Annotated in this window: 23 protein-coding genes and 1 pseudogene; 10 read left to right on the plus strand and 14 right to left on the minus strand. The window is 37.2% G+C overall.

Features of this window, described 5'->3' with window-relative positions:
- From CP352_RS08650 to CP352_RS08675, 6 genes are all read right to left on the minus strand, one after another.
- Window positions 1-450 (minus strand): cob(I)yrinic acid a,c-diamide adenosyltransferase (locus CP352_RS08650; RefSeq protein ID WP_098034908.1); only part of this gene is annotated, 450 nt, incomplete at its 3' end.
- A complete protein-coding gene (locus CP352_RS08655; protein WP_023487847.1) occupies window positions 443-982 on the minus strand; it encodes an ECF transporter S component in 540 nt (179 codons plus the stop codon). The genes CP352_RS08655 and CP352_RS08650, both read right to left, overlap by 8 nt.
- A 1-nt stretch (window position 983) precedes the next feature.
- Window positions 984-1,367 (minus strand): DUF4430 domain-containing protein, encoded by a 384-nt coding sequence (locus CP352_RS08660; RefSeq protein ID WP_023487848.1) that lies wholly within the window; start codon window positions 1,365-1,367, stop codon window positions 984-986.
- Window positions 1,368-1,385: 18 nt separating this feature from the next.
- Complete coding sequence (locus CP352_RS08665) at window positions 1,386-1,775, minus strand: DUF4430 domain-containing protein (protein ID WP_089143335.1); 390 nt, start codon at window positions 1,773-1,775, stop codon at window positions 1,386-1,388.
- Between the two features lie 29 nt (window positions 1,776-1,804).
- Window positions 1,805-4,036, minus strand: coding sequence for a ribonucleoside-triphosphate reductase, adenosylcobalamin-dependent (gene nrdJ, locus CP352_RS08670; protein ID WP_089145482.1), 2,232 nt, complete (start codon window positions 4,034-4,036; stop codon window positions 1,805-1,807).
- A gap of 274 nt (window positions 4,037-4,310) precedes the next feature.
- On the minus strand, window positions 4,311-6,071 hold the full coding sequence (locus CP352_RS08675; RefSeq protein WP_098034909.1) for an oligopeptide ABC transporter substrate-binding protein: 1,761 nt from the start codon (window positions 6,069-6,071) through the stop codon (window positions 4,311-4,313).
- 196 nt (window positions 6,072-6,267) lie between these two features.
- Between CP352_RS08675 and CP352_RS08680 the strand changes: the two genes are divergently transcribed.
- Both CP352_RS08680 and CP352_RS08685 read left to right on the plus strand, forming a co-directional pair.
- Window positions 6,268-7,302 (plus strand): AI-2E family transporter, encoded by a 1,035-nt coding sequence (locus CP352_RS08680; protein ID WP_098034910.1) that lies wholly within the window; start codon window positions 6,268-6,270, stop codon window positions 7,300-7,302.
- A complete protein-coding gene (locus CP352_RS08685) occupies window positions 7,302-7,874 on the plus strand; it encodes an SGNH/GDSL hydrolase family protein (RefSeq protein WP_098034911.1) in 573 nt (190 codons plus the stop codon). Before CP352_RS08680 ends, CP352_RS08685 begins: the two co-directional genes overlap by 1 nt.
- A 33-nt stretch (window positions 7,875-7,907) precedes the next feature.
- Here the strand turns inward: CP352_RS08685 and CP352_RS08690 are convergent, their stop codons facing one another.
- On the minus strand, window positions 7,908-8,090 hold the full coding sequence (locus CP352_RS08690; protein WP_013085612.1) for a hypothetical protein: 183 nt from the start codon (window positions 8,088-8,090) through the stop codon (window positions 7,908-7,910).
- Between the two features lie 183 nt (window positions 8,091-8,273).
- On the opposite strand from CP352_RS08690, the gene CP352_RS08695 reads away from it, so the two are divergent.
- From CP352_RS08695 to CP352_RS08710, 4 genes and pseudogenes are all read left to right on the plus strand, one after another.
- Entirely contained in the window at window positions 8,274-9,608 is a 1,335-nt protein-coding gene (locus tag CP352_RS08695) for an SLC45 family MFS transporter (protein WP_098034912.1), read from the plus strand.
- A gap of 64 nt (window positions 9,609-9,672) precedes the next feature.
- Window positions 9,673-9,957 (plus strand): annotated as a pseudogene (locus CP352_RS08700) (helveticin); the annotation flags it as partial.
- A gap of 30 nt (window positions 9,958-9,987) precedes the next feature.
- Window positions 9,988-10,929 (plus strand): helveticin J family class III bacteriocin, encoded by a 942-nt coding sequence (locus tag CP352_RS08705; RefSeq protein ID WP_081307170.1) that lies wholly within the window; start codon window positions 9,988-9,990, stop codon window positions 10,927-10,929.
- A 97-nt stretch (window positions 10,930-11,026) separates the two neighbouring features.
- A complete protein-coding gene (locus CP352_RS08710; protein WP_089143324.1) occupies window positions 11,027-11,932 on the plus strand; it encodes an SLAP domain-containing protein in 906 nt (301 codons plus the stop codon).
- A gap of 112 nt (window positions 11,933-12,044) precedes the next feature.
- On the opposite strand, the gene CP352_RS08715 is transcribed toward CP352_RS08710, so the two are convergent.
- The 6 genes from CP352_RS08715 to CP352_RS08740 form a co-directional block, all read right to left on the minus strand.
- Window positions 12,045-12,398, minus strand: coding sequence for a hypothetical protein (locus CP352_RS08715; RefSeq protein ID WP_202401258.1), 354 nt, complete (start codon window positions 12,396-12,398; stop codon window positions 12,045-12,047).
- Between the two features lie 338 nt (window positions 12,399-12,736).
- A complete protein-coding gene (locus CP352_RS08720) occupies window positions 12,737-13,498 on the minus strand; it encodes an ABC transporter ATP-binding protein (RefSeq protein WP_089143323.1) in 762 nt (253 codons plus the stop codon).
- Window positions 13,495-14,391: an ABC transporter permease gene (locus CP352_RS08725; RefSeq protein ID WP_089145479.1), complete on the minus strand. Its 897-nt coding sequence runs from the start codon at window positions 14,389-14,391 to the stop codon at window positions 13,495-13,497. The genes CP352_RS08720 and CP352_RS08725 overlap by 4 nt, the downstream gene beginning before the upstream one ends.
- Window positions 14,388-15,380 (minus strand): tryptophan ABC transporter substrate-binding protein, encoded by a 993-nt coding sequence (gene trpX / locus CP352_RS08730; RefSeq protein ID WP_098034913.1) that lies wholly within the window; start codon window positions 15,378-15,380, stop codon window positions 14,388-14,390. The genes CP352_RS08725 and trpX overlap by 4 nt, the downstream gene beginning before the upstream one ends.
- A 282-nt stretch (window positions 15,381-15,662) precedes the next feature.
- On the minus strand, window positions 15,663-17,270 hold the full coding sequence (locus tag CP352_RS08735; RefSeq protein ID WP_098034914.1) for an ABC transporter ATP-binding protein: 1,608 nt from the start codon (window positions 17,268-17,270) through the stop codon (window positions 15,663-15,665).
- Between the two features lie 89 nt (window positions 17,271-17,359).
- Window positions 17,360-18,172, minus strand: a complete 813-nt coding sequence (locus CP352_RS08740; RefSeq protein WP_089143183.1) for a helix-turn-helix domain-containing protein — start codon at window positions 18,170-18,172, stop codon at window positions 17,360-17,362.
- 116 nt (window positions 18,173-18,288) lie between these two features.
- Between CP352_RS08740 and CP352_RS08745 the strand changes: the two genes are divergently transcribed.
- Window positions 18,289-18,996, plus strand: a complete 708-nt coding sequence (locus CP352_RS08745) for a YjjG family noncanonical pyrimidine nucleotidase (RefSeq protein ID WP_187354735.1) — start codon at window positions 18,289-18,291, stop codon at window positions 18,994-18,996.
- Here the strand turns inward: CP352_RS08745 and CP352_RS08750 are convergent.
- On the minus strand, window positions 18,993-19,862 hold the full coding sequence (locus tag CP352_RS08750) for a CorA family divalent cation transporter (protein ID WP_098034916.1): 870 nt from the start codon (window positions 19,860-19,862) through the stop codon (window positions 18,993-18,995). The two genes, CP352_RS08745 and CP352_RS08750, sit on opposite strands and share 4 nt — an antisense overlap.
- A gap of 115 nt (window positions 19,863-19,977) precedes the next feature.
- Between CP352_RS08750 and CP352_RS08755 the strand changes: the two genes are divergently transcribed.
- The 3 genes from CP352_RS08755 to CP352_RS08765 all read left to right on the plus strand — a co-directional run bounded on the left by CP352_RS08755 (window position 19,978) and on the right by CP352_RS08765 (window position 23,830).
- Entirely contained in the window at window positions 19,978-20,835 is an 858-nt protein-coding gene (locus CP352_RS08755; RefSeq protein ID WP_089143185.1) for an aldo/keto reductase, read from the plus strand.
- Between the two features lie 82 nt (window positions 20,836-20,917).
- The gene (locus CP352_RS08760; protein WP_098034917.1) at window positions 20,918-22,843 is read left to right on the plus strand and encodes a translation factor GTPase family protein; all 1,926 of its coding nucleotides are present in this window, start codon (window positions 20,918-20,920) and stop codon (window positions 22,841-22,843) included.
- A gap of 168 nt (window positions 22,844-23,011) precedes the next feature.
- The gene (locus tag CP352_RS08765) at window positions 23,012-23,830 is read left to right on the plus strand and encodes a Cof-type HAD-IIB family hydrolase (RefSeq protein ID WP_098034918.1); all 819 of its coding nucleotides are present in this window, start codon (window positions 23,012-23,014) and stop codon (window positions 23,828-23,830) included.
- Window positions 23,831-23,855: the final 25 nt, after the last annotated feature.

The following is a 23,855-nucleotide window of genomic DNA, read 5'->3' on the forward strand; positions in this document are numbered from 1 at the left end:
GTATTTTAATACGTCATCTGATAATTCCTGTTCATTTAAACTTAATTTGACCAATGCCCGTTCGGTGCGTCGAGCGACTGTCCTGGCATACTGAAGATTGGCACCAGTGGCTTTACCACCTGGCAGAATAAATTCAGGAATGGAAGGAATTTGGGGCGTTAGTTGATCAATGCGATGTTCGAGTTGCTGCACTGTTTCATGGGTGATTTCTTGATGATGCTTTACCACGATATCAGCTTGTAATTGGTAAAGGTTGCGTTGTACGTCTTGCAGCTCATCTTTAAGTTGCAGACAGTTTTTAGATAAGTTAGCAATTACTACACCTAAGTAGGATTGCAATTCATCTACGTCACCTAGAGCTTCAATTTGGAGGTCATATTTAGGCACCATTTTGCCAGTAACTTGCTTAGTTAAACCTTTGTCACCAACTTTAGTGTAAATTTTAATCATAGCTGATTCCTGCTTTTCGTTTGTAATTGTTTAGGGCAAGAGTCAATGGTTTGTACAAAACAAAATAGAAACCAAAATTGCCCAGACAATGGTAAGTATCAAATAAGAAACTTCCCGCAACATAACCTAAAAAGGATGACCAGCCACCCCAAATTGACATGCCGAAATTGATTAACAAGCCATATACGTAACCCAGAAGGGTAGCTACGATAACTTGCATCCAGAAGTGTTGCTTTAGTGGGGTGGTTTTGTCAAGTAGGATTACTACTAAAACACAACCAACATAAGCCATAATCTGGGGGATAGTCCAAATTCCAAAGCCTAGATAAATATTGGACAAGATCATGGTCAATGCGGATAGGGCAAAGCCAAAGCCAGCACCCATTGTTAGGGTCACAATCATAATCATATCAGTTACGGGCTGTACGTTAGGGATATCGATGATTTTAAAAATTCTGAGTGTTACACACATAGCAACCAAAATCGCTAGGAGTGCTAAAGATCTAATCTGAACTCTTTCTTTGGTAAGCATTTTACTTGATCCCGGCTAGCTTCCAGACAACACGGTCGTTTCTATGCAATGGTTGTTGGTATGCTCCTTTAGAAGCATACTTGCCGTTAATGGTGTAAGTCCAGTAGATATTCTTACTCTTATTTTGGCTTCTGCCAGCAATACTAGTAACAAAGCCATTAGTGCTTTTAACGTGCCAACCTTTTTTCAAACCGGTGATCACTTTAGCATTTTTCTTAACCTTAAAACTCTTGTGTGAGAAAGCCTTGTTGCCCTTCTTTAAGGTGTAATGAACTTTAATGTAAGAAGCAGCTTGGACGTTGCTGGTTGGTGCAACGCCAGTGAAAAGTAGGCTAACAAATACGGCACCGGTAGTAGTTAAGCTTAATAATTTTGTTTTAGTCATTTGTTTTTCTCCTTATGATTATTTCATTTTAGCTAAAGTAAATTTAACTTTATCTTTGTTATTAACAGTTTGTTCATTAGCGCCTTTAGAGGCAAACTTATTGTTAATTGTGTAGGTCCAATAAATCTTTTTCTTAGGATTTTGAGTTTTGCCGTCAATTGCAGTGATAAAGCCTTTGGTTTCCTTAACTTTCCAGGCCTTTTTTAAACCAGCAATTACTTTAGCTTTTTTAGGAACTTTTATGGTTTTCTTATCAAAGGTCTTTTTACCTTCTTTTAAAGTGTAATTAACCGAAATTTGGTTAGTTGTGCTTTTTTTAGTAGCTGAATTATTATTTGAGCATGCAGTTAAGGCTAACGTAAAGAAAGTAATAATTGCAAAAAATAGATTAATTTTACGTTTACTCATACTCTTCAATTCCATTCCTCCAAATAAATTTATTTAATTGGGCAGGCGCCACCAGCACAATCTGATTGGTCGACTAGCTCTAGTCCTTTTTGATCATCATTTTGCTTAGCAAAAACTTTTTCAACATCATCAGTAATCAATGCGGCTCTAGCCTCGTAAGTCTGCTTGTCAATTGGTTCCTTCGGAGCTTGTTTAAGTGAGCCACCGTAATAAGGAAGAAGTGAAGTTGACTTAATAATATGGCGATATTGGTAAAGTAGTGGGGCAATTTGATCACTTTCATCGCTTTGGAAAGTAACGGTACAACTAACAGCATTGTCGGACCAATAAGTTTGCAAAAATGCTTGTGTCGCAAATTGTTCCGCGATGGAAACAGTGCCGGCTGAGGCAAAGTTTTTGCTGTCGGCGTGAGCTGCACGAAGTGGAAATTCAACACAGATTGTATTTGGTGTGTAAATATCTGGTTCAGTGTGGTAGCCACATTCTTTTAAGGCTGGCAAAAGTGGGTCGCTAGCTTGGAAACGAATCCGTTGAATCAAGTAACCAGCATAGTGGAAGTGCATTCCTTCGCTGACTCCAGCCAATTTCGCTACCGTACCTGAAGGTTTAACTGTGGTGTGCTTAATTGATTCATTGCAGCCTAATTCCTTGCTGTAGGTCTTGTCTGCGTCAACTACAGCTTGGTAAAGGCTGTCAACCATCTTAACCGCTTGAGGGTCATAGATTGGCTTCTTGATCTTTTGCCCATTTTCTTGATCAACTGCATCCTCAAAGCCAGTTACAACTCTGTGACCGAGATCATTTAAAAGCCAGTCTTGAATTCCTGACATTGAAACCCCGATTCGGCGATTTTTATGGATGATTTCGCGTGAAATTTCCCAATCATAGGGACTGAAGGTAACTCGCTTGGTGTAGCGAGCAGCTAAGCCAAAGGCTTCCTTGAGGTCCCAGCCTTCTTGTTCCGCTACATAAGGGAAGACCTCAAACAAATTACATGGTTCACCATTAGCTAGAGAAATCTCACCACAAGGGTTGGTGCCTTCAACGCTGTCGTCAATGCCGGCCTGATAACCATCAGCGATTCGGCCATAATTGCGTGAAAGATCAAGATTGACGATTCCTGGTTCACCGTTATGCAAAATTCCGTCAGCAATTGGGCCATAATTATTAAATTTAGAGTTAATTGCGACACTGTTGTTAGAAGCCCAGCGGTGATGATAAAGTTTTTCCTTATCTTGCTTCATCTTAATAAAGTCTTGATTATCGCTAGAGCCAAGAGCAAGTTCAGCAGAGCGACGGACATTGCCTGCAACAACTGTTTTACCAATCAAGTTACAAATATCAGTGCCGTCAACGGCAGTAAGCTTACTATTAACGCGAGCATTGATAACGTTGTTGATATCAATAAGCATCTCAACTAAAGGCATTGGGCCTGAAGCCGTACCACCGAAGCCATGGATCTTAGCACCATATGGACGAATGTCAGAGATATCGAGTGCTAATTTGATTTTGTGGTCTGGATTAGTGGCGTTAAAGTGCATGTCGATTAAACGGGCATTAGCTAAGACCCAACCTTCACGGGTGTCAGGCAGTTTGTAATAAATTGTGTCGTCAGGTACACTTTGCTTTTCCCATTCGTCTTTGTCGATGGCACCGACCTTGAGGGATGCCTCGTAAGATGGACTCTTTTTGTCGATGATTACGGCTAAATCCACTTTATTGTCGACGGAAGGAATTTGAGCGATATTTTCGTTGACCACTGAAAAACCAACACCGCCGCCCTTCATTAATTGGTCAAATAAGAAGGAGAAAGGCATTGAAACGGCTTTTTGCTCAGGATTAAGATAAGCAGGCGCAATGTGGCTATCGCCGTATTTTTGTGGGCGAATTGCAATGAACCAGCAGTTATTTAAGGAATCACCGTTCCGCTTTTGATAATCAGTACCTGAAATCCAAAGATTACGACCAGACGGAGTAGCAGCTAAGCCATAGACTAAACGAAATAGTTTTTGTGCTTCATTAGTTAACTCCGTAATTACTTCTGCAGAAGGATTATCATGCAAGCGCGGATCAAGGTTAATATTACCTTCAATAACTCGTTTGACAGTTTCATCCCAATTCTCAGCTCTATTTTGGTCAGGAAGCCAGCGGGCATAAGTTCTCTTGTAGGTAACCCAACCTAATTCTCCCCAATGAGGTTTAACTTCTTGTTTCACTGAATCGATAAAGTCAGGATCCAGCTTAATTCTTGTGGTAGGCATAAAAAACTCACTCCTAAAAGTTACTATTGTTTCACAAAACACATTATCTATGAATACATTTATGAGTATACCACAATATGTTGTGTTATATATTAAAAATTTTTCACATAAAAGGGACTTGCATTCTACAATTTAGGTTAGTAATAGGGGTTGAGAAAAATAAAAAAATATTCAGCAACAAATTTGCTACTGAATATTTTGAGATTAATTGATAGGGGTTAAAAAGTAAATTTTATTTGTTATAGAAAATATAGAAAAAGGATTGTTCAAGAAATTATTTTACGAAACCTGCAGTGAACCAAGTGTTGGCACTAGGCTTAAGTGACCAGCCAGTGACCTTCTTGTTAACAGCAGTGACTGAGTATTGGTTGGTAGTTGGCACAACGTATGCTTCATCATACATCCACTTTTGCCACTTCTTGAAGGCATTAGCACGGTAAGTAGGATTGAAGGCCTTCTCTGAGTCGATATCAGCCAAAAGCTTAGTTTGCTTAGGTGAAACGAAACGAGCAAAGTTGTATGGTGCAGCTTCATTGTAAAGGTCGTTAGGGGATGGTTCACTTGAAAGTGACCAACCACCTTCGAAGACGTCGATTCTTGGATCGTCAGATTCGACAGCTTGTACCCAGTTGTTGAATTCCATTAGACGGCCGCCGACAAATTTAACATCCAAACCAACTTTCTTCCATTGTTGGATGTAGTTTCTCCAAACAGGTTCAGCGGTAGTTGAGTTGTTTCTAACAGCCAAGTTAATTACTAACTTCTTGCCGTTAGGTTGAACTCTGTATTCACCCTTCTTCTTGTAGCCGGCTTTATCCAATAATTCGTTAGCCTTCTTCAAGTTGTATGGGTAACCCTTGATTGACTTGTCAGTATAATCACCAAATTGTTCAGGGATCAAAGTGTTAACGCGGAAGGCCAAGCCGTGGTAGTAACGTTTAGCGACTGCATCAACGTTCATTGCATAAGCCATAGCTTTACGTAATGATGGATTATTCATCTTAGAATTCTTGTTTTCAACGTTTTTGCCAGCCTTTTTGTCCCATTTACCTACCTTAAAGCCTAAGTAGCTATAAGATAGAGGCACATTGCCGATAAAGTTAGTGTCAGTGGCATTCTTAACATCTTCCCATTGGGTATTAACGACACCAGCAACGTCGAACTTGTGACTCTTGATGGCTTGAGTAACTGAGTTGGTACCGATGACTGTCATGGATACCTTTTCCAAGTTTGGTGTACCACGCCAGTAATGCGGGTTACGTTCCCAAGTGACAGATTGACCACGAACAAGCTTGCTTACGCGGAATGGGCCGTAGAAGAGTGGTTGTTTTCTAACCTTGTCACTAGACATCAACTTGGAGAATGGTACGTCCTTTAAGTAATGGTAAGGTTCAGCGTATTCCCAGAAGTAACCGTTACCTGATTGAAGCATACCAGGCTTCATTTGTTTAAAGTGAATTACGACCTTGCGGCCATTTTCGCCATCAGGCATTTCAATACCAGAAATTTTCTTGCTCTTGCCTTTGTGATATTCTGCTAAACCAACAATGTCGGCAAGAGAATCGGTATAACGTTGTGACTTGGAGTCTTTATTAGCAATAATTTCATAAGCGTATTCCACGTCTTTAGCATTAACTTGCTTGCCGTCTGACCACTTAACACCCTTCTTAACCTCGATAGTTACGGTCTTGGCTTTACGGTCAAGCTTAAAGGTAGCAGCACCTTTATTGTTAATCTTGTATTGATCATCTGTTGAAAATAAAGATTCTAGACCTGGGCTTTGTACCTCACCATCAATTATAGTATCTGATAATTCTGGTAAGAAAATACCAGTGAATGGACTATCTGATTCAAGAGCATAGTTTAAAGTCCCACCTTTTTTAACACTTTTCACAGGAACAGTTTGACTGAACTTGTGATGTGTATCTGCCGCATCATTAGTCTTGGCATTCTTATTATTACCACAGGCAACCAAACTTAAAGCTGCCCCAGAAACAAGTGCTAATGCACCAAAATATCGTTTTGCTTTACTCATTCAAAAAGCACCTCCAAATAAATTAAAAATATTTGATTTTTATTCTATGATATTAAAATGAAAAAAGCAATAGAAAAATGAATAAAAATGTGAAAAATATTATTTTTAAATTATTTTTGAAGCTAAGATTAGTTTTCTTTCTTGGCTAATTAGGCATAGAATAAGGAAATAACAGCTTTTTATGTTGGAGGAAAATATGGATACAGCCTGGCAAAAATTTAAAAATAATATTCCATTACGTCGATTTGTGGTACTGCTATTAATTATTGCCTGCCTTTATGAAATACGAGCAATGATGAACACAGTATTATTAACTTTTATTTTTACTTATGTGATCGTGCATTTAATTCATCTAGTGCAGCGGTATTTTCCTAAAATACCAACAGGCCTAATTGTTGCGGTAACATATCTAATTATCTTGGCGCTGCTTTATTTCGTGGTTACCATTTATTTGCCCATGTTAGTTGGCCAAATATCTAAAATGGTAAAGTCAGTGATGGCGTTTTATGAATCAAATGAATCATCGCGCTTAGCCAGCCATGTAACGCGTTATATCAGTAAAGGTGAGATTGTTACGCAGGCAAAACGAGTTGGGACTTTTGCTCTGCATACGGTGACCAATTTTGGTAGTTTAACAATTGCTACCTTTATGTCCTTGATTTTAAGTTTCTTCTATACGATTGAATTAGATAGAATGATTGAATTTTCAAAGTTATTTGTTAAAAGTGGTTACTTTAAATGGCTTTTTGAGGATATTCGCTATTTTGGTAAAAAGTTTACCAATACTTTTGGTGTCGTTTTAGAGGCACAATTCTTTATTGCCATTTGTAATACGGCCTTGACGATGATTGGTCTGGCATTTATGCATATGCCGCAAATTATTGCCTTAGGCTTAATGGTCTTTATTTTAAGTTTAGTGCCAGTAGCTGGTGTGATCATTTCTTTAATTCCATTAAATATTATCGGCTATTCTGTTGGTGGCATTCGTTATGTGATTTATATCTTCATTATGATCATGATTATTCATGCAATTGAGGCCTATGTGTTGAATCCCAAATTTATGGCTAGCAAGACCGAATTACCGATCTTTTATACTTTTTTAGTTTTGTTAGTAGCTGAACACTTCTGGGGTACTTGGGGCCTGATTGTCGGTGTGCCGATCTTCACTTTCTTGCTTGATGTCTTAGGGATTAAATCGGCAAAGAAAAGTAAAAAGAAAGCGAATAAATAATGAGAGTACTTTTGACAGGTGATAGCATTATTGCACGCCAGGAAGGAAAAAATGAACCGCACCTTAATTGGAATTTACAACAGCTTTTGCCTAAGATTGAACTAGAAAATACGGCTGTTTCGGGAATTAATTCTGGGGCATTTTTTGCCAAATTAAATGAATTAGTACTAAGCGTAAAGCAGTGCGATAATTTGGTGATCTTACTGGGAACCAATGATTTGGCTATGCACAAACAAGTGCCAGCAAGGCAATTTAAGCAAAATATGGAAATTATTTCCTCGGCAATAGTTTGTCAATATTACCCACCACATGTTCTGCTTGTTTCGCCGCCAGCTGTTGATGAAACTAAGCAACGTGTACGGAATAATACGTTAGTAGCGGAATATGCTCAGATCGTGAAAGAAGTAGCACATGAGTATCATTTTCGTTATGCAGATCTGGCACAAGCTATGCGGGATACTGGCGATTTAAGCGAGATTTGTCAAGGAGTAAAAAACGATGGACTTCATTTTGGTGATCGTGGCTATGAGATTTTAGGAAAACTAATCGCTGAAAATTTGAAACAAATGTAAAAAGGACCGCAATTTGCGGTCCTTTATTTTTCGCTATTTTAATGTTGCCCAAAGCAAGCTTCCAGCTAGCGCAATGGCCAAGAACGGAATGAGCAAATAGGCAAAAAAGAAAAACATAATTCCTACGACTAGTAAAAAGCCGATAACTTTAATGAGGCCAATTCCTAATTTAAAGAATAGCCAGAGTAAGAGTAATGTTAATAATAAAGAAAGCATATTAATACCTCCATAAATCTATGAGAGTATTTTACTACCAAATTGGACGAATAGAATAGTAGGAAGATTAATGCTTTAGAAAAATTTAGTTACCGGTAACAAGATAAATCATATTGAAAGCTCTTTCTGTAACCGCTATATTTTAACTATTGAAAGCGATTTAAGAAACGAGAGGAAAAATAAATGGAGGAGAAAAAAACTGGGTTACCTACGCTAGCTAGTACGACAATTTGGATGATTAGTTTGGGGTATTTGGGTGTGCAAATCGCCTTTACTTTGGAAACATCACAGATGAGTCGAATCTTCCAAACATTGGGTGCTGATCCGACAAAATTAGGCTGGTTCTTTATTTTACCGCCGTTAGCTGGATTGGTAGTGCAACCTGGAATTGGATCATTATCCGATCGAACTTGGATTCCTAAGATTGGACGGCGTTTGCCATATTTATTAGTCGGTATGATCTTTGCCGTAATTACTATGATTTTGTTACCAAATGTTGGTAGTTTTGGTCTAGGCTATGGTTCAATTGAGGCTCTAATATTTGGTGCTGTTGCAATCGCGATATTAGACGTGGCATCGAACATGGCAATGCAACCATTTAAAATGATGATTGGTGACATGGTCAATGATGAACAAAAGTCATATGCCTATGGGATTCAAAGCATGTTGTCCAACTTTGGTGCTGTTATTGCCGCATTTTTCCCGTTCTTGTTAACTAGTTTGGGTGTTGCTAATACAGCTAAAAAGGGTGTGGTACCACAATCAGTAATTATTTCATTTTATGTTGGTGCTGCCGTTTTAGTCATTACATCATTGTTCACGATATTCAGAGTACATGAATATGATCCAGAAACCTACGCTCGTTATCATGGAATTAAAGAATCTGATAATCAAGAAGGCGGTGGTTGGATTGAACTGCTTAAGAAGGCGCCAAAAGTCTTCTGGCAAGTGTCATTAGTTCAGTTCTTCTGCTGGATTTCTTTCCAATATTTATCAACTTACGCTACTGGTGCTATTGCACAAAATGTTTGGAATACGACCAATGCATCCTCTGCAGGCTACCAGATTGCTGGTAACTGGTTTGGTGTTTTAACTGCTGTACAATCAATTGCGGCAGTAGTTTGTTCATATGTTTTAGCGAAGGTTCCAAATAATCACCACAAGCTAGGTTACGGTATCAGTTTGCTACTAGGTGGAGTAGGATATACTTCAATCTTCTTGATTCATTCTCAGGGGTTTTTAATTCTATCCTTCATTTTAATTGGCATCAGTTGGGCTGGTATGAATACTTATCCATTGACGATGGTATCTAATGCTTTATCAGGTAAACACATGGGAACATACTTAGGTTTGTTCAATTGCTCAATCTGCTTACCTCAAATTGTGGCATCACTGCTCAGCTTCATGATTTTCCCAATGGTGGGTAACTCCATGCCAGCAATGATGTTGATTACTGGTATTTCAGGCTTCTTAGGCGCTTTATCAGTTTTAGCAATTAAGGAAACCTACGTAAAATAGAATATCTTCTCATTAAAAAACACACTACAATGTGCAATTATGCATGTAGTGTGTTTTTTGTTTTCTTGCTTTATGGGTAGTTAGCGTAGTAGGTATTGGCATCTTGAGCAGGGTTCATTTCAAGAACAAGCGCTTAGAGCGATTCCGTGATACTGCAGATAGCTTGATGAAAAGCTATGTACGCTTATACGATAAGGAAAATCTTTCTGACGAGCAAAAGATTAATCGTGTTGGCAATGCAGTAGTGAATAGTCTTGATGCAAAAGGCTTCAAGCTAAACAGGCAGGAAGTACAGGACATCTTTGCGGAAGTAGCTAAGCAGATGAATGAGCAAACTCAGGATAAGTAGTAATTTTTAAATTTTTTCGGAGGTTTTATTATGGTTGATATTAGTTTAAAGAGTCGTTTGTATGCACCATTTGCTAGAGTAGTGCAAAAGGCAAATATTGGACATACCTACACTTACGTTTTGCAAATGTATAAGAATAATACTTATGTTAGTCGGGCAAAGAACGGGGCAAGTATTAGTTCTCCTACACCTGGACTAACACTAGTTGGCAGAACTGGAGCAGAAATCAAAGCTGGCAAAAATAAATATGCAGCTGGTGGTCATACCCAAACCTGGGAGTATGCAGGCCCCACCGGCGATGGGAGCTGGTTTATTGGGACTAAGCCTAATGATGATCGTTGGACTACTCAGATCGCTCGTGTTAAATATAATTCTGGTCGCGTATCTAATAATACTCAAATGGCTAGAATTTCTAATCTGGTTGAAATTACTAATGGTGATTGGCATGGAAAGCATATTAAAAGAGTAGAAGCAGCAGTTTCGCCTAACTATAAATATTTGATGATTGCAACGGTATGGACTGATAATAGCGGACACTTTGGTTTATATGAATTACCTAAGGTGAATGCGTTGTTGAATGGTAATCCAGGTGGTAATGTCACTGTGTCTGAACTAAAGCAATGTCAAGCTGGCGAAGTTATTGATATTGATAATTTTGTAGGTAGGATTGGTTCAATTCAAGGATATGATATTGATGATGACTTGAATGTTTATGTTTCTAGTCAATATGATCCTACACATGCTGATAGCAATAAAAGAAAAATTGTAAAGTTTAGTTGGGAGCAACCAGGAGCATTGAATACCCTTGATTTAACAGGTGATACACGTCTTAATCAAAATTTTGCAGGATATCCAACTGAACTTGAAGGAATTCAAGTAATTGGCAATAATGACCTATATCTTACTGTTGCATATCACAATAAAAATGGTGTAGGAACTATTGGTAATCAGATTTTTCGAGTTAAATGGTAAATATTGAATTGAATGGCGGAGGTTTTTTCCTTCGCTATTTTGATGATTACGTAATATAATAATCATATTAGCAATCAAAAAAACGAAGGGACATACTATGAAAGTATTAAAATTGGGAACAATAATGACTTTAGGGGGAATATTGTTCTCTCTAACAAATTTTGTTGTTCACGCAGATTCTAAAGAAAACACCACTGAAGTAACGTTGAATCATAATACATATCTTTATAATAAAAAAGGGAGTAGAGTTAAAGATTCGAAAAAACTATTAAAAGATGAAAGTGTATCAGTTAAAGGAAAGATACAAAAACTGAGTAAAAATAAAAAATATTACACTATTTACAATTATCAAAGATATTGGCTGCCGTATATTTTAATTAAAGGCCAAGCTTATTACACTACGGTAAAAGGTAAATTTATTAAAGTGGCTAATGTTGGTAAGATCAATAATTCAGAATTGATAGCTACTTCAGGATATGTTGTAACTAAAAAGAATACTGTTTTCTATAATGCTAATGGGAATGCTACTAAGAATAAAGTGAAAAAAGGTAGCAAATTTAAAGTAACTGCGCTTTTGAATCTTAAGCCACAAGTAGCCGATATGCCTGGTTTTTATCAGGTTTCCAAAAATAAGTTTTTGTATTCTCTAGATGTAAACAAACCTAGAATAGATTTACAGTTTTTAACTAAAGAAGCAAAAGAAAACAAAACTACATATGTGAATTTACTTAAGAATACTTATATTAGACAAGCAGATGGTACAATTAGATCAAAGGTTACTGTGGGATATATGCCAGATAGTTGGAAAGTAGATAACCTGAAATACATTTGGGTTTCGACTGACAATAAAGCTGAGCTGTTTTATCACATTGTTTCTAGTGATCCATGGGAGCAGACTAGAGATGGATATATTAGTGCAGAAGCTGTTAAGGTTACAGCTGGCCCTGAATTAACCCCATCAAATACTGATGCAGAAGCTGAGGCAGCTGCACAAAAGAAATAAACATTATTGCTTAAAATATTAAACCAAGCAAAAAAGAGAATCCTGTTCCGTTGAGCAGGGTTCTCTTTTTGGATATTCATTAGTAAATTGTTTATTTTTTGATCTAGAAGAATTAGTCTTTTACAACATCCTTAATGTTCAACCATTGGCTCTTGTTGATCTTAACGATCTTCTTGCCATCAGCCTTTTTGACATCTTTGGCAGTGTAGGTTGAACCCATAGAAACTTTTTGAGTAGTTTTGTGACCTTGAGCATTCAAAACGTTAACTTTTTGATTTTTGGTGTCTTTAACAGTAACAAAAATCTTGTCACCCTTCTTGATTGAAGGATCGGTTGGCATAACTTGTGCAGTTCCAAGCTTAGGAGCTTCAAAACTAGCAGCTTGACTAACTGAAGCACCAACGCTCATTAAACCCATTGAAGCAACAACAACTGAAACAACCTTAACCATTTTCTTTGATAACATAATGAATACCTCTAATTCTAATCACTTATCTACTGGAACTTCTCGTTCCTCATTCCTTACAATTCTTATTATATAACGTACGTTATATAATACAAGGAAAAAAGCACATTTTTTAGAAAAATATTTTTGCTGGGTAAATGTTGCTAGAATAACGTTTTACGGAATTTCGTAAAAAGGGCAGAAAAAAACAGCTATTCATTTTGAATAACTGCGGAGATTTTTGGTATAAGTCCCTTAACGATGACCTCGGCTCTTATTATAATAAGAAAATCCGCAAATTCACAGTGTTCATATTATAGCTGTCGTTCACTCTTAACTTATAATCCTAAAATAACGTTCTAATCTGTGAAGTATTGCAGAATATCCTCCTCAGTTAGGCGTTTTTTGTCGTCGCCTTTGACATCAAAAACGATTCTACCATTGTTTAAAATGATGGTGCGGTTTCCGTATTTGATTGCGTCTTTTAATTGGTGAGTGATCATGATGCAAGTCAAATGCTCTTCTTGCACAACTTTATCAGTTAGTTCAAGCAATTCGCGGCTAGTATTTGGATCTAACGCCGCAGTATGCTCATCTAGTAAGAGCAAATCAGGGCGCTTAATTGTTGCCATTAAAAAACTTAATGTTTGTCGTTGACCACCAGAAAGATTACCCACAAAAGTATTTAAGCGTTCATTTAATCCGTTAGGAAGTTGGGCTGCCTGGCGTTTAAATTCTTGCATATGTTTATCTAGGCCTCTTAAACGCAGACCGCGGTGTTCACCTCGTTTGGTTGCAAGTAATAAGTTTTCCGCAACAGTCATTCGCGGAGCTGTACCCATTTTAGGATCTTGGAATACTTGGGCAATATATTTAGCGCGTTTTACTTCAGAAAGATTGGTTAAATCTTGGTCTTTGAGCAGAATTTTTCCGCTAGTAGGAAAAATAGAGCCATTGATAATATTTAGTAGCGTTGATTTACCAGCACCGTTGGTTCCTAAAAGAGTAACAAAATCTCCATCTTCAAGTTTTAGATTAATATTTTTGAGGATTTGCTTTTCTTCATTGGTACCAGCATTAACGGTAGTGGTAATATTTTGTAAATCAAGAATAGTACTCATGGTTTTTCAACGCCTTTCTTTAATAATTTACGAGTGCGAAATTTTTGTTCAAATAAAGGTAGCATCATACAAATAGCAAGAATAATAGCGGAAATCAATTTAAAGTCGTTGGTACTAAAGCCAAGTTGGAGGACTAGGAGTAAGATAAGGCGATAAATAATACTACCGATAACAACTGCTACCAAGCGGGCGGTTAAACTTAAATCGCCATAAACGACTTCACCAATAATGATGGCAGCTAGTCCGATAACCATAGTACCGATCCCCATATTGACGTCAGCGTAACCACCATTTTGAGCTAAAAGGCCGCCAGCTAAGCCAATCAAGCCATTAGAGAGCATTAGACCTAAGATTTTCATATTATCGGTATTAATGCCAAGTGATTGAGCCATTTTTTCGTTGTCACCAGTGGCAATAAAGGCTTGACCAAGATCAGTATCAAGGAAAACTGCTAGCAAAACAATGACGATAATGGCAATGATCAAACCAACAATAATAGTAGGAAAATTGATCGGTAATTTTTGTAAAAGCTGACCGTTTAGTAAAGTATTTTTGTTAAGTAAACCTACATTAGCCTTGCCTAGAATTCTAAGATTAACTGAGTAGACACCGGTCATCGTTAAAATACCAGCTAAAAGAACAGGGATTTTTCCTTTAGTATACAGTAAGCCGGTGACTAAGCCAGTGACCATGCCAGCGAAGAAGGAAAGAATGGTAGCTGCTAAAGGATTGACGCCATGAACTAACGCACTAACACAAATTGCGGCACCGAAGGGGAAGGTTCCCTCAACAGTCATGTCTGGGAAATTTAAAATTCTAAAAGTTAGGTAGAGGCCTAAGGCTAGAACGCCCCAGAGCAAACCTTGGCCAATAGAAGAAGTAATTAAGCTCATTTGATAATCCGTCCTTTCTTTTGTGCCGCTTGAACTACACTATTCGGAATAGTGATGTTTAATTCACGAGCTATTTTTTCATTGATTACTGTTTCATAATGGGTTACGCGCTTGACGGGAAGAGTAGCAGGGTTTTTACCATGTAAAATTTGTCCTGCCATTTTTCCAGTTAAGATTCCCATGTCGAATTGACTGACACACCTGGTAGCGAGACCACCACTTTTAACCATAGTATCGGCAGCAGGAAAAACTGGGATCTTGGCACTGTTAGTAGCCTTTAATAAGGTGGCAATTCCACTAGCTACAGTATTGTCGGTTGGGACATAAACTGCTTGAACCTTGCCTACCATGGTTTGGGCAACTTGTTCGATATCATTGGTTGAAGTGATAGTGTAAGGGATAACTTTAAGTCCTTTTGCTTCAGCTAGTCGTCTGAATTCACGGTACTCTGATGCTGATGAATCATCACTTGAGGTGTAAATGACACCGATGTTTTTGGCTTTAGGTAAGATTTCTTGCATTAAGGCCAGCTGGCTGGCGATTGGCTGGCGGTCCTGGACACCGGTAATTTTACCGCCAGGATGTGTTAGACTTTTTACTAAATGAGCTCCAAGAGGATCGCTGACCGCGCCCATAACTACAGGGATGTTGCCAGAAGTATTAGCTAGAGATTGGACAGCAGGAGTGGCAATTCCAATAGTTACAGTTGCGTTTTCCTGGCTAAAGCGATCGCTCATTGATTTCAGATTACTTTGATCACCTTGGGCATTTTGAAAATCAATTTTAAGATTTTTTCCTTCGATATATCCTTCATCTTTAAGTCCTTGAATAATGCCTCGATGGATCTGATCTAGAGCGGGATGGCTCATTGTTTGCAAGATACCGACAGTTGGCGTTTTCTTTTCCGCATTTTTCTTATTTACTTCACTGACAAATGCAACTGCCAGAAAAGCAAAAAGAGCAATAATTGTTCCGATTAACCTTTTCATTCTTTTTCTCCTTCAAACAAAAAAGGCACTTCCTTTTTTCGGGAAATGCCTAAAACAAAACCCGCACGTTATTTTCCGTGCGGGCAATATTTCTTGAAGATTTTACCAGCACAGATACGATCTTAATGAGTCGCATCTGTACTTCACGAACAGAAACAACTCTAGTGCTGGAATTGCCAACGATTGATTGCTGTAAATTTAATCATGATAAAATCTTCCTTTCGTTCAAATTTGTTAGCTAAATTTTAAGTAATTATGAGAAAGATGTCAAATGATTTTTTGTTAGATTTCCAATAACTGGTCAAACCTATCTTTATTTTCTTCATGCAGTTGGTGACTAACGAAGATAACAGTAATATCTTTTTGCTTTAAAAAATCATTTTCAACTTTTAATGCTGTCTTTTTATCTAGATTGCTGGTACTTTCATCGAATAAAAACAAGCTTTTCTTTCGTAATAACCCTCGTGCTAAAGCTAATCGTTGTTTTTGCCCACCAGATAAACTGGCACCACCTTCACCGATTTGGGTATTAAGACCTTGAGGTAGTTGATTAACAAAATCTACTAAATCTATTTTCTCTAAAACTTTGTTTATTTGCTCAGAAGGAAAATTTTCACCTAATGTTAAATTATAAAGAACTGTATCATCAAACAAGTAAGGCGTTTGATCAATATAGATAGCAGTTTGACGAAGTGAATCATAGCTAATTTCTTTTTCTTCAATGTTGTTAAGCCTAATTGATCCCTGATAGTTCTGGATTTGTCCCGAAATTATTTTTAATAGTGTACTTTTACCACTGCCAGATTGGCCATAGATACCAACTTTTTCATTAGTATTAATTTTAGTATTTAAGGGATGTTGAAAAATTCTTTTGTGATCAAAAGTCATTTGCAAATTTCTAGTACTTAGAGACTTGAATTTGAAGTCTGTTAGCTGATATCCTTCTTGTTTACTATTTTGATTATTATCTAAGTGGTACTTTTCAAAAATAGGGGTTAGTGCGGTCATCTCTGTCCAGATTGGGGCAATTACAGCCAGCGAATTAAAAACGTTGTAAGATAAGTTCCCAGATGAACCAATCACACCAATAGAAATGATTTTGTTTAGTGCTAGAAAACCGGTCCAAGCCTGAATTCCTGTCTGACCGATAATATTTGAAAAGCCAGCCAGATTATTTGCTACAGCTTGATACTTTTCTTGCTTGATTTTCTTGTTGGCAACACTCAAAGCAGTTCCAATAATTCTTTTTTCTAATTGTCGCTCCATGCCAAAAATAGAGAAGGTAGTAAACCCACGTAGGCTATCATTAATAACATTCAACAATCGTTCATTCGCTTTTGTAGTAGAAAGGCCTGCGTTGGCCAACTTTTTATGAATAATCTGTGGTAATAAAACAGTTAACAACGAAACGATCAGGATTAACGGAACAAAAGTCCATGAAAACTGAACTAAAGCAATGATTGAAAATAATGGATCTGTAATAATTTGAATTGCTTGCAATATATTATAGAAACCCTGATTTTCGATTGTAGTAGTATCGTTAGTCAACCAAGATGCATAGATGCCGGTATCTTTTTTCTGAAAATCAGCAATCCTCTTTTTTTCGATCTGACTAATAATGTCTTTACGCAGATCAATGCTTAAGTACTGAACGGTTTTGGTAGTTTGAATTTGTAATAAAATCAAAAAGATTGATAAAATTGCAAATACAACAATGTCTAAACCCACGTATTTAAAGAATCTATCTATTTGCAACTTGATTAATGCATTAAAGATACTAACGTTGATCAATGCATGCGTCACGCGTAATGATGACGTAATGATTGTTAGCAGGGTTACGATCATTACTAACTTTGGTTCCTTTTTTAGGTATTTGAATAAATAACTCATTTTTCTCACCTCTTTAAGTATTATTAAATGAGATGAAAAAATTTAAATCTGATGTGCGTAAAAGATATTGAGTTTTCGTATACGAAAATTTAAAGGCGAGGCAAAACTTTGATTAAGTCATGGCAACCAGCATCTTTCAGGACTTGCAAGATTTGGGCACACTTAGCTCGGTCTTTAGCAAAAACTGCTTGATAGTAATTACCAAGAATTTTAACCAAAAGTATCTCTTTGTGATAGGGCAATCTTTGTAGATAATTTAGAGGACGAGAAATTAGCTCTGGTGCATTGTATTCGTAACAGTTATCAAGGTAGTTTACACAAATAGCGCCAACATTTTCTGCTAGTATAGTGGTTAATTTGTTAGGATGAGGATATTTGACCAAGATGGCATTTACCAAAAAGCTTAGCTCATCTAAGTGATAGATACGCATTGTTTCACGGAAGGTCTGCAAAGAATATACATCCCAGTTATCATTACGAAAAACGTATTCTTTAAGCTTCATTTTTAAGTCAAGCGGAATTTTTTTAGCTTGAGGCAAGTAGACATCTAAGTATAAACGAAGTTGAAGTCTGTAGTATTCAGTTACATGATCTTTAGGCAGAGCATTTAATTTAGTTTGAATTTTGAGTAATTCTTTTTTATCTCCGCGTTCATAAGCGGTATTAATTTGCTCAAGAATATCAGTATCTGGCTTGCTTTTTGGGCTGATATAAGTAGTGAAAAAAGTACTTACATCAATATTGTGTTGGTTAAGCAATTCGATTAATTCTGTTGTGCCAATATCGTGAATGTCTCTTTCTACCTTTGAATAAAAGGAAACAGAAATTATTCCTGCAGCCATTTCTGCTTGGGTGAGTCCTAGTTTAGTTCTAAGTTGCTTGAGTGCTGAACCAATTGTCATTGTGATACCTGTTTCTATTAAAAATATTTCTTTAAATTATAAACCCAAGCACTAGTGATTAACCATGCTATAATAATTATTCTGGCAACCGTCATAGAAAGAAGGGAGGAATTCTCTTGCGCTATCAACAAATAATTTTTGATGTAGATGACACAATTATCGATTTTGCGGCAACTGAAGATTTTGCCTTACATAGCTTGTTTAACGCTCATCACTGGCCTTTATCTGCGGAATTGCAGCGGCAGTATCATTCTTATAATCAAGGACTTTGGCGCCGGCTTGAACAAGGTGAACTAACTTATGAAGAATTAAGTGAAATGACTTTTCATGATTTTATTTTGGATCATTTTGGTATTGAGATTGATGGCAAGAAGGCAATGGATGAATATCGTTCATACTTTGGCGAAGCACACCAATTATTGCCAGGGGTTGAGGACACCTTGATTTTTGCTAAAAAGCAGGGCTATAAGCTGACCGTTTTGAGCAATGGTGAAAAATTCATGCAAAATCATCGGTTGGAGCTTGCTGGTGTGAAAAAATATTTTGACCTAATTGTTACGTCAGAAGAAGCCCACTATTCTAAGCCTAACCCACATGCTTTTGATTATTTCTTCAGTCGTACGGAAATTGGTCCGAGTGAGACTGTCTTTTTTGGGGATGGATTGCAATCGGATATTTTAGGTGCAGAAAAATATGGCTTTGATAGTATTTGGTACAATCATCGCCATCGGAAAAATACTTTGAATTTGCATCCAATTTTTGAGGTAGAAACCTATCCAGAACTTGTTAAATTAATGCAGAATGATTTTGAGAAGAAGTACTAATCATTATACTTTTTGCTCTTCAAGAAGATGCCCCAACCAATAGTTAATAAGCTGGCAAAAATTATTAAAATCCAAAAGCCGTTTTCATTTTCTTTACCTGGTAAGCCGCCGACATTCATGCCCCAAATGCCACTGATTAAAGCGGGAAGAGCAATTACCAGGGCAGCTGAATCTAGATATTTCATTAAATGGTTCAAGTGACTGTCCATCATGGCGGTAAAGAGGCCGCTAATGGAATCGAGCAAGTCAGTATAAACATGAATCATTTTGGTAATTCGTTTTTGCCTGGTTATGATACTTTTGACGCGGGCTTGATTTGCTAGCTTGTTTTCTACTAAATAATTGCCAAATTCTTCTAGACTAGGTGTTTGATCATCTAAGGTATGCTTTAAGTAAACTAGCTGGCGAGTTAAATCTGTTACTTTTTTTAATTCTTTGGTCTTAGTTGTCTTTCTAGCAGCTTGATCTAAACGATCAATTTCTTGTTTGATGGTTACTAATTCTGACCGAATGTGTTTAATTTGAATACACAGGCTTTGAAAAATTGTTTCAATAATATTTTCTTGCGGTTTTAATTCTGAAAGACTTCTTGTTGTGCCAATAAAGAGATGATTTTGGTCAAAAATTGTAAAAATTGGAATTAGCTCTTGTTCAATTGGCAAGTTATTACTTAATAGATCGAAACTCACTAATAAGTGACCATTTTTTAGTTTATTAGAATCAATAGGGATAAAACGAGCAACCTCAATCGAAGAATTAGGGTAAGTGAAAATTGTAGGATCTAGATCCCATTTTTTGATTAAATGATCGATATCGTTTTGCGTCAATTGATCTTTTAAAATTATATTCTGACTATTAGTAAGCATATTTGTTCACCTCTGTTTCTTTTTTAGTTTAAGATTAACATGTAATGTTTTTTAGACTGAATTAAGTTGACTTGAAAATATGTTTTTTTAACAAAAAATATAGAAAGGTGAGAATATGGAATTACATTCACTTACTGATACTTATACCCTAAATAATGGTGTAGAGATCCCTGTAATTGGCTTTGGTACTTGGCAAACACCAAGTGGAGAAGTTGCAAGAGAATCTGTTGAAGCCGCACTTGAGGCGGGATACCGTCACATTGATACTGCTGCAGCTTACGGCAATGAAGAAAGTGTTGGCGAAGCAATTAAACGTAGTGGCGTTAACCGCCATGAATTATTTGTAACTACTAAATTGTGGAATTCCGATCATGGTTATGACAAGACTAAAAAGGCAATTGATACTAGTCTAGAAAAATTAGATTTAGACTACCTTGATCTTTATTTAATTCACTGGCCAAATCCTGCCAATATGCGTGACCATTGGGCAGAATTAAATGCTGAAAGCTGGCAAGCAATGGAAGAAGCAGTGAAGGCTGGCAAGATTCGCGCAATTGGTGTATCCAACTTTAGAAAGCATCACCTGGATGAATTAATGAAGACTGCTGAGATTAAGCCGGTAGTTAACCAAAGTTACTTGAATCCGAGTGATTTGCAACCGGAAGTAACGGCCGCAAGCAAGGAATATGATTTGCTTAATGAGGCTTACAGTCCTTTAGGCACTGGTGGCTTGTTAGGTAATGAAGTGGTTGGTGAAGTAGCCGAAAACTATGGTAAATCTTCAGCTCAAGTATTGATTCGTTGGTCACTTCAACATGGCTTTTTACCATTGCCGAAATCAGTTCATCCTAAGTATATTGCGGCTAATGGTGATGTCTTTGACTTTGAGATTAGTCCAGAAGACATGAAGAAGTTAGATGGTTTGCGCGGTGCAAGTAAGCTGGCTAATGATCCGGATGAGGTTAACTTTTAATTTAATTTGGAATAAAGAAAATTGAATTATCACAAGAAGTATCTTATTTTTGAAGTAAGATACTTTTTTATTAGGTGAGACAATGAAGAAAATTACAACAGGAATTGTTGCCCACGTTGATGCGGGTAAGACAACTTTATCTGAAGCTTTGCTTTATACGGCAGGCAATCTGCGCAATTTAGGCAGAGTCGACAATGGTGATGCATTTTTAGATACAGATCAATTGGAGAAAAAACGTGGCATTACCATTTTTTCTCATGAAGCTAAATTAACAACTAATAATTCAGAAATTACTTTACTAGATACTCCGGGGCACGTTGATTTTAGTGCGCAAACTGAAGAAACGTTGAGTGTGCTTGATTATGCTATCTTGGTTATTTCAATTACAGATGGTGTAGCTAGTTATACTCGCACTCTGTGGCATTTACTTAAGCGGAACAATGTACCAGTGTTTATTTTTGTTAATAAAATCGATACCGTTGGAGCAGATAAAGAAAAAGCCCTAGCAGATTTACAACAGAATTTAAGTGAAAACTGTGTCGATTTTTCAAAAATTGATGATGACTTTTACGAGAATGTTGCTGCTTGTGATGATAGTCTGTTAGAAAAATATTTGGATCATGGTGAAATTAGTGAACATGACGTCCAACATGAGATTATAGATAGAAAAACTTTTCCAGTTTATTTTGGCTCTGCCTTGAAATTAACTGGTATTAAAGAATTTTTAGCTGGTTTTGAACAATGGACGCTAGAGCAAACGCACACGGAAGACTTTATGGCCAGATGCTTCAAGATTTCGCATGATAAAAATGGCGAGCGGCTAACTTGGGTCAAAATCCTGGGTGGTAAGTTGAAAGCAAAGACTGAATTAAGTGATGAAAAGATCAACCAGATTCGCTTGTATAATGGTGAAAAATTTACCACAATTACTGAAGCTGAAGCTGGTGATGTCGTAGCTTTAACAGGTTTAAGTAAAAGCTATCCAGGACAAGGATTCGGCGTGGGGGATGCACCAACTGCACTGCTTAAGCCAGTTTTGACCTATAAAGTTAATCCCCAGGATAATGATCTTCACGCTTGCTTAAAAGCTCTGCAAACCTTGGAAGATGAAGATCCACAGCTGCATGTGACTTGGTCCGAACATTTGCAAGAAATCCACGTGCAAGTGATGGGAAAGATTCAATTAGAAATTTTAGAACAGTTAATGCAAGAACGTTTTGATTTGAATATTGTTTTTGAACAGGGAAGTATTCTTTATCAAGAAACAATCACTAAACCAATTGAAGCAGTAGGCCACTTTGAACCGCTACGTCACTACGCGGAAGTTCATCTTTTACTGGAGCCACTGCCACGTAATAGCGGTATTGTTTTTGAAAATAAATGCAGTTTAGAAGTTTTGACTAAAAATTGGCAACATCAAATCATGACGGCGTTGAAGTCTAAAGAACATCTTGGTGTTTTGACAGCTTCGCCGATTACAGATATGAAGATTACCTTGATCGGTGGTAAAGGCTCAATTGTACATTCGGTTGGTGGCGATTTCCGTGAAGCAACTTATCGTGCAGTGCGGCAGGGCTTGATGGAAGAAAAATTGCGCCAGCAAACTATTTTGCTCGAACCGTGGTATGATTTTCGCTTAGAAATAGGAAAAGATCAGGTAGGGCGTGCTTTAAATGATATTCAGCGCATGAATGGAAAATTTAGTACGCCTGAAAATATTGGTGAACGAACAGTCATATCCGGTTCTGCACCGGTAGCTGAAATGCAAGATTATGCGACAGAAGTGCGCAATTATACGCATGGTGAAGGTAATCTTGAATGCGTAGTCAGTGGTTATTTGCCTTGTCACAATGCGGCAGAAATTATTGAGGAAAAGAATTATGATCCCGTTTCTGATCTGGAGAATACGCCTAACTCTGTCTTTTGTTCACATGGTGCAGGTCACACCGTCACTTGGGATAAGGTGCCAGAGACTGCACAATATCCTTATATTTATCCATTAGATTAGCGTGATACCATGAATTGTTTATCTTGTTACATGTGAAACATTAAAAATGCAACTTGAAATAAACGAAATATTTGACTAGTTATGAAAGAAATTTCATTTTATTAGCAAAATACTGCTAGAAAATCGCTTGCATAGTAAGATAAAGGTACGATAGAAAGGTGATAAAACATGACACAAATACCTTTTAAAGCTGTAGCGGTTGATCTAGATGGCACTTTTTTGACCGAAAAAAAGACTTTTGATCATGCGCTATTTGCAAAAGTTTTACGAAAATTGCAAGCTAATCAAATACCGTTTATCTGTGCAACAGGGAACCAACTAATTCGTTCGCATGAATATTTTGACGAATTTACTAATGAAGTAGATTACGTGTCTGAAAATGGGGCAATTCTAGAAGCCGATGGCAAAGTATTCAAACTGATCGCAATTGATTATAAAATTGCACAAAAATTGCTCCATTTTATTCAAACAGAATACCCTGAAGCAATCATTATGGTTAGCGCACAGCATCATTGCTATATTTTGAAGAGTATGGATCAAACGGATAAAGACGACATTAGAATTTATTATCGTGATGTTCAGGAAATCGATCAGTTTACTGACATTGATCCAGCTGATGCGATCTTGAAGATTTGTCTGACAGCTGATGATGAACTGGCGCAGGTGATTCAGGATCGGTTTAATGAAAAATATGGTGACTGTATTCGCGGCACTAGCAGTGGTAATATGACAATCGACTTGGTGCATAAAGGCATTAATAAGGCCAAGGGCGTAGACGATATGCTTAAGCATTATGGCATTGCGCAAAAAGATTTGATTGCCTTTGGCGATGGCGAAAATGATATTGATATGCTTAAGGCATGTGGCTATAGCTATGCGATGAAAAACGCCAATGCGAAGGCTAAGGCGGTAGCAAAGTATGAGGCACCTTCGAATGATGACAATGGTGTGTTGCAGATTTTGGCTAAGTATTTAGATGTTGAATAAAAAATTCAAATTAAATAGTGAATCG

Source organism: Lactobacillus sp. UMNPBX1, from assembly GCF_002554085.1.
GTDB lineage: Bacteria > Bacillota > Bacilli > Lactobacillales > Lactobacillaceae > Lactobacillus > Lactobacillus crispatus.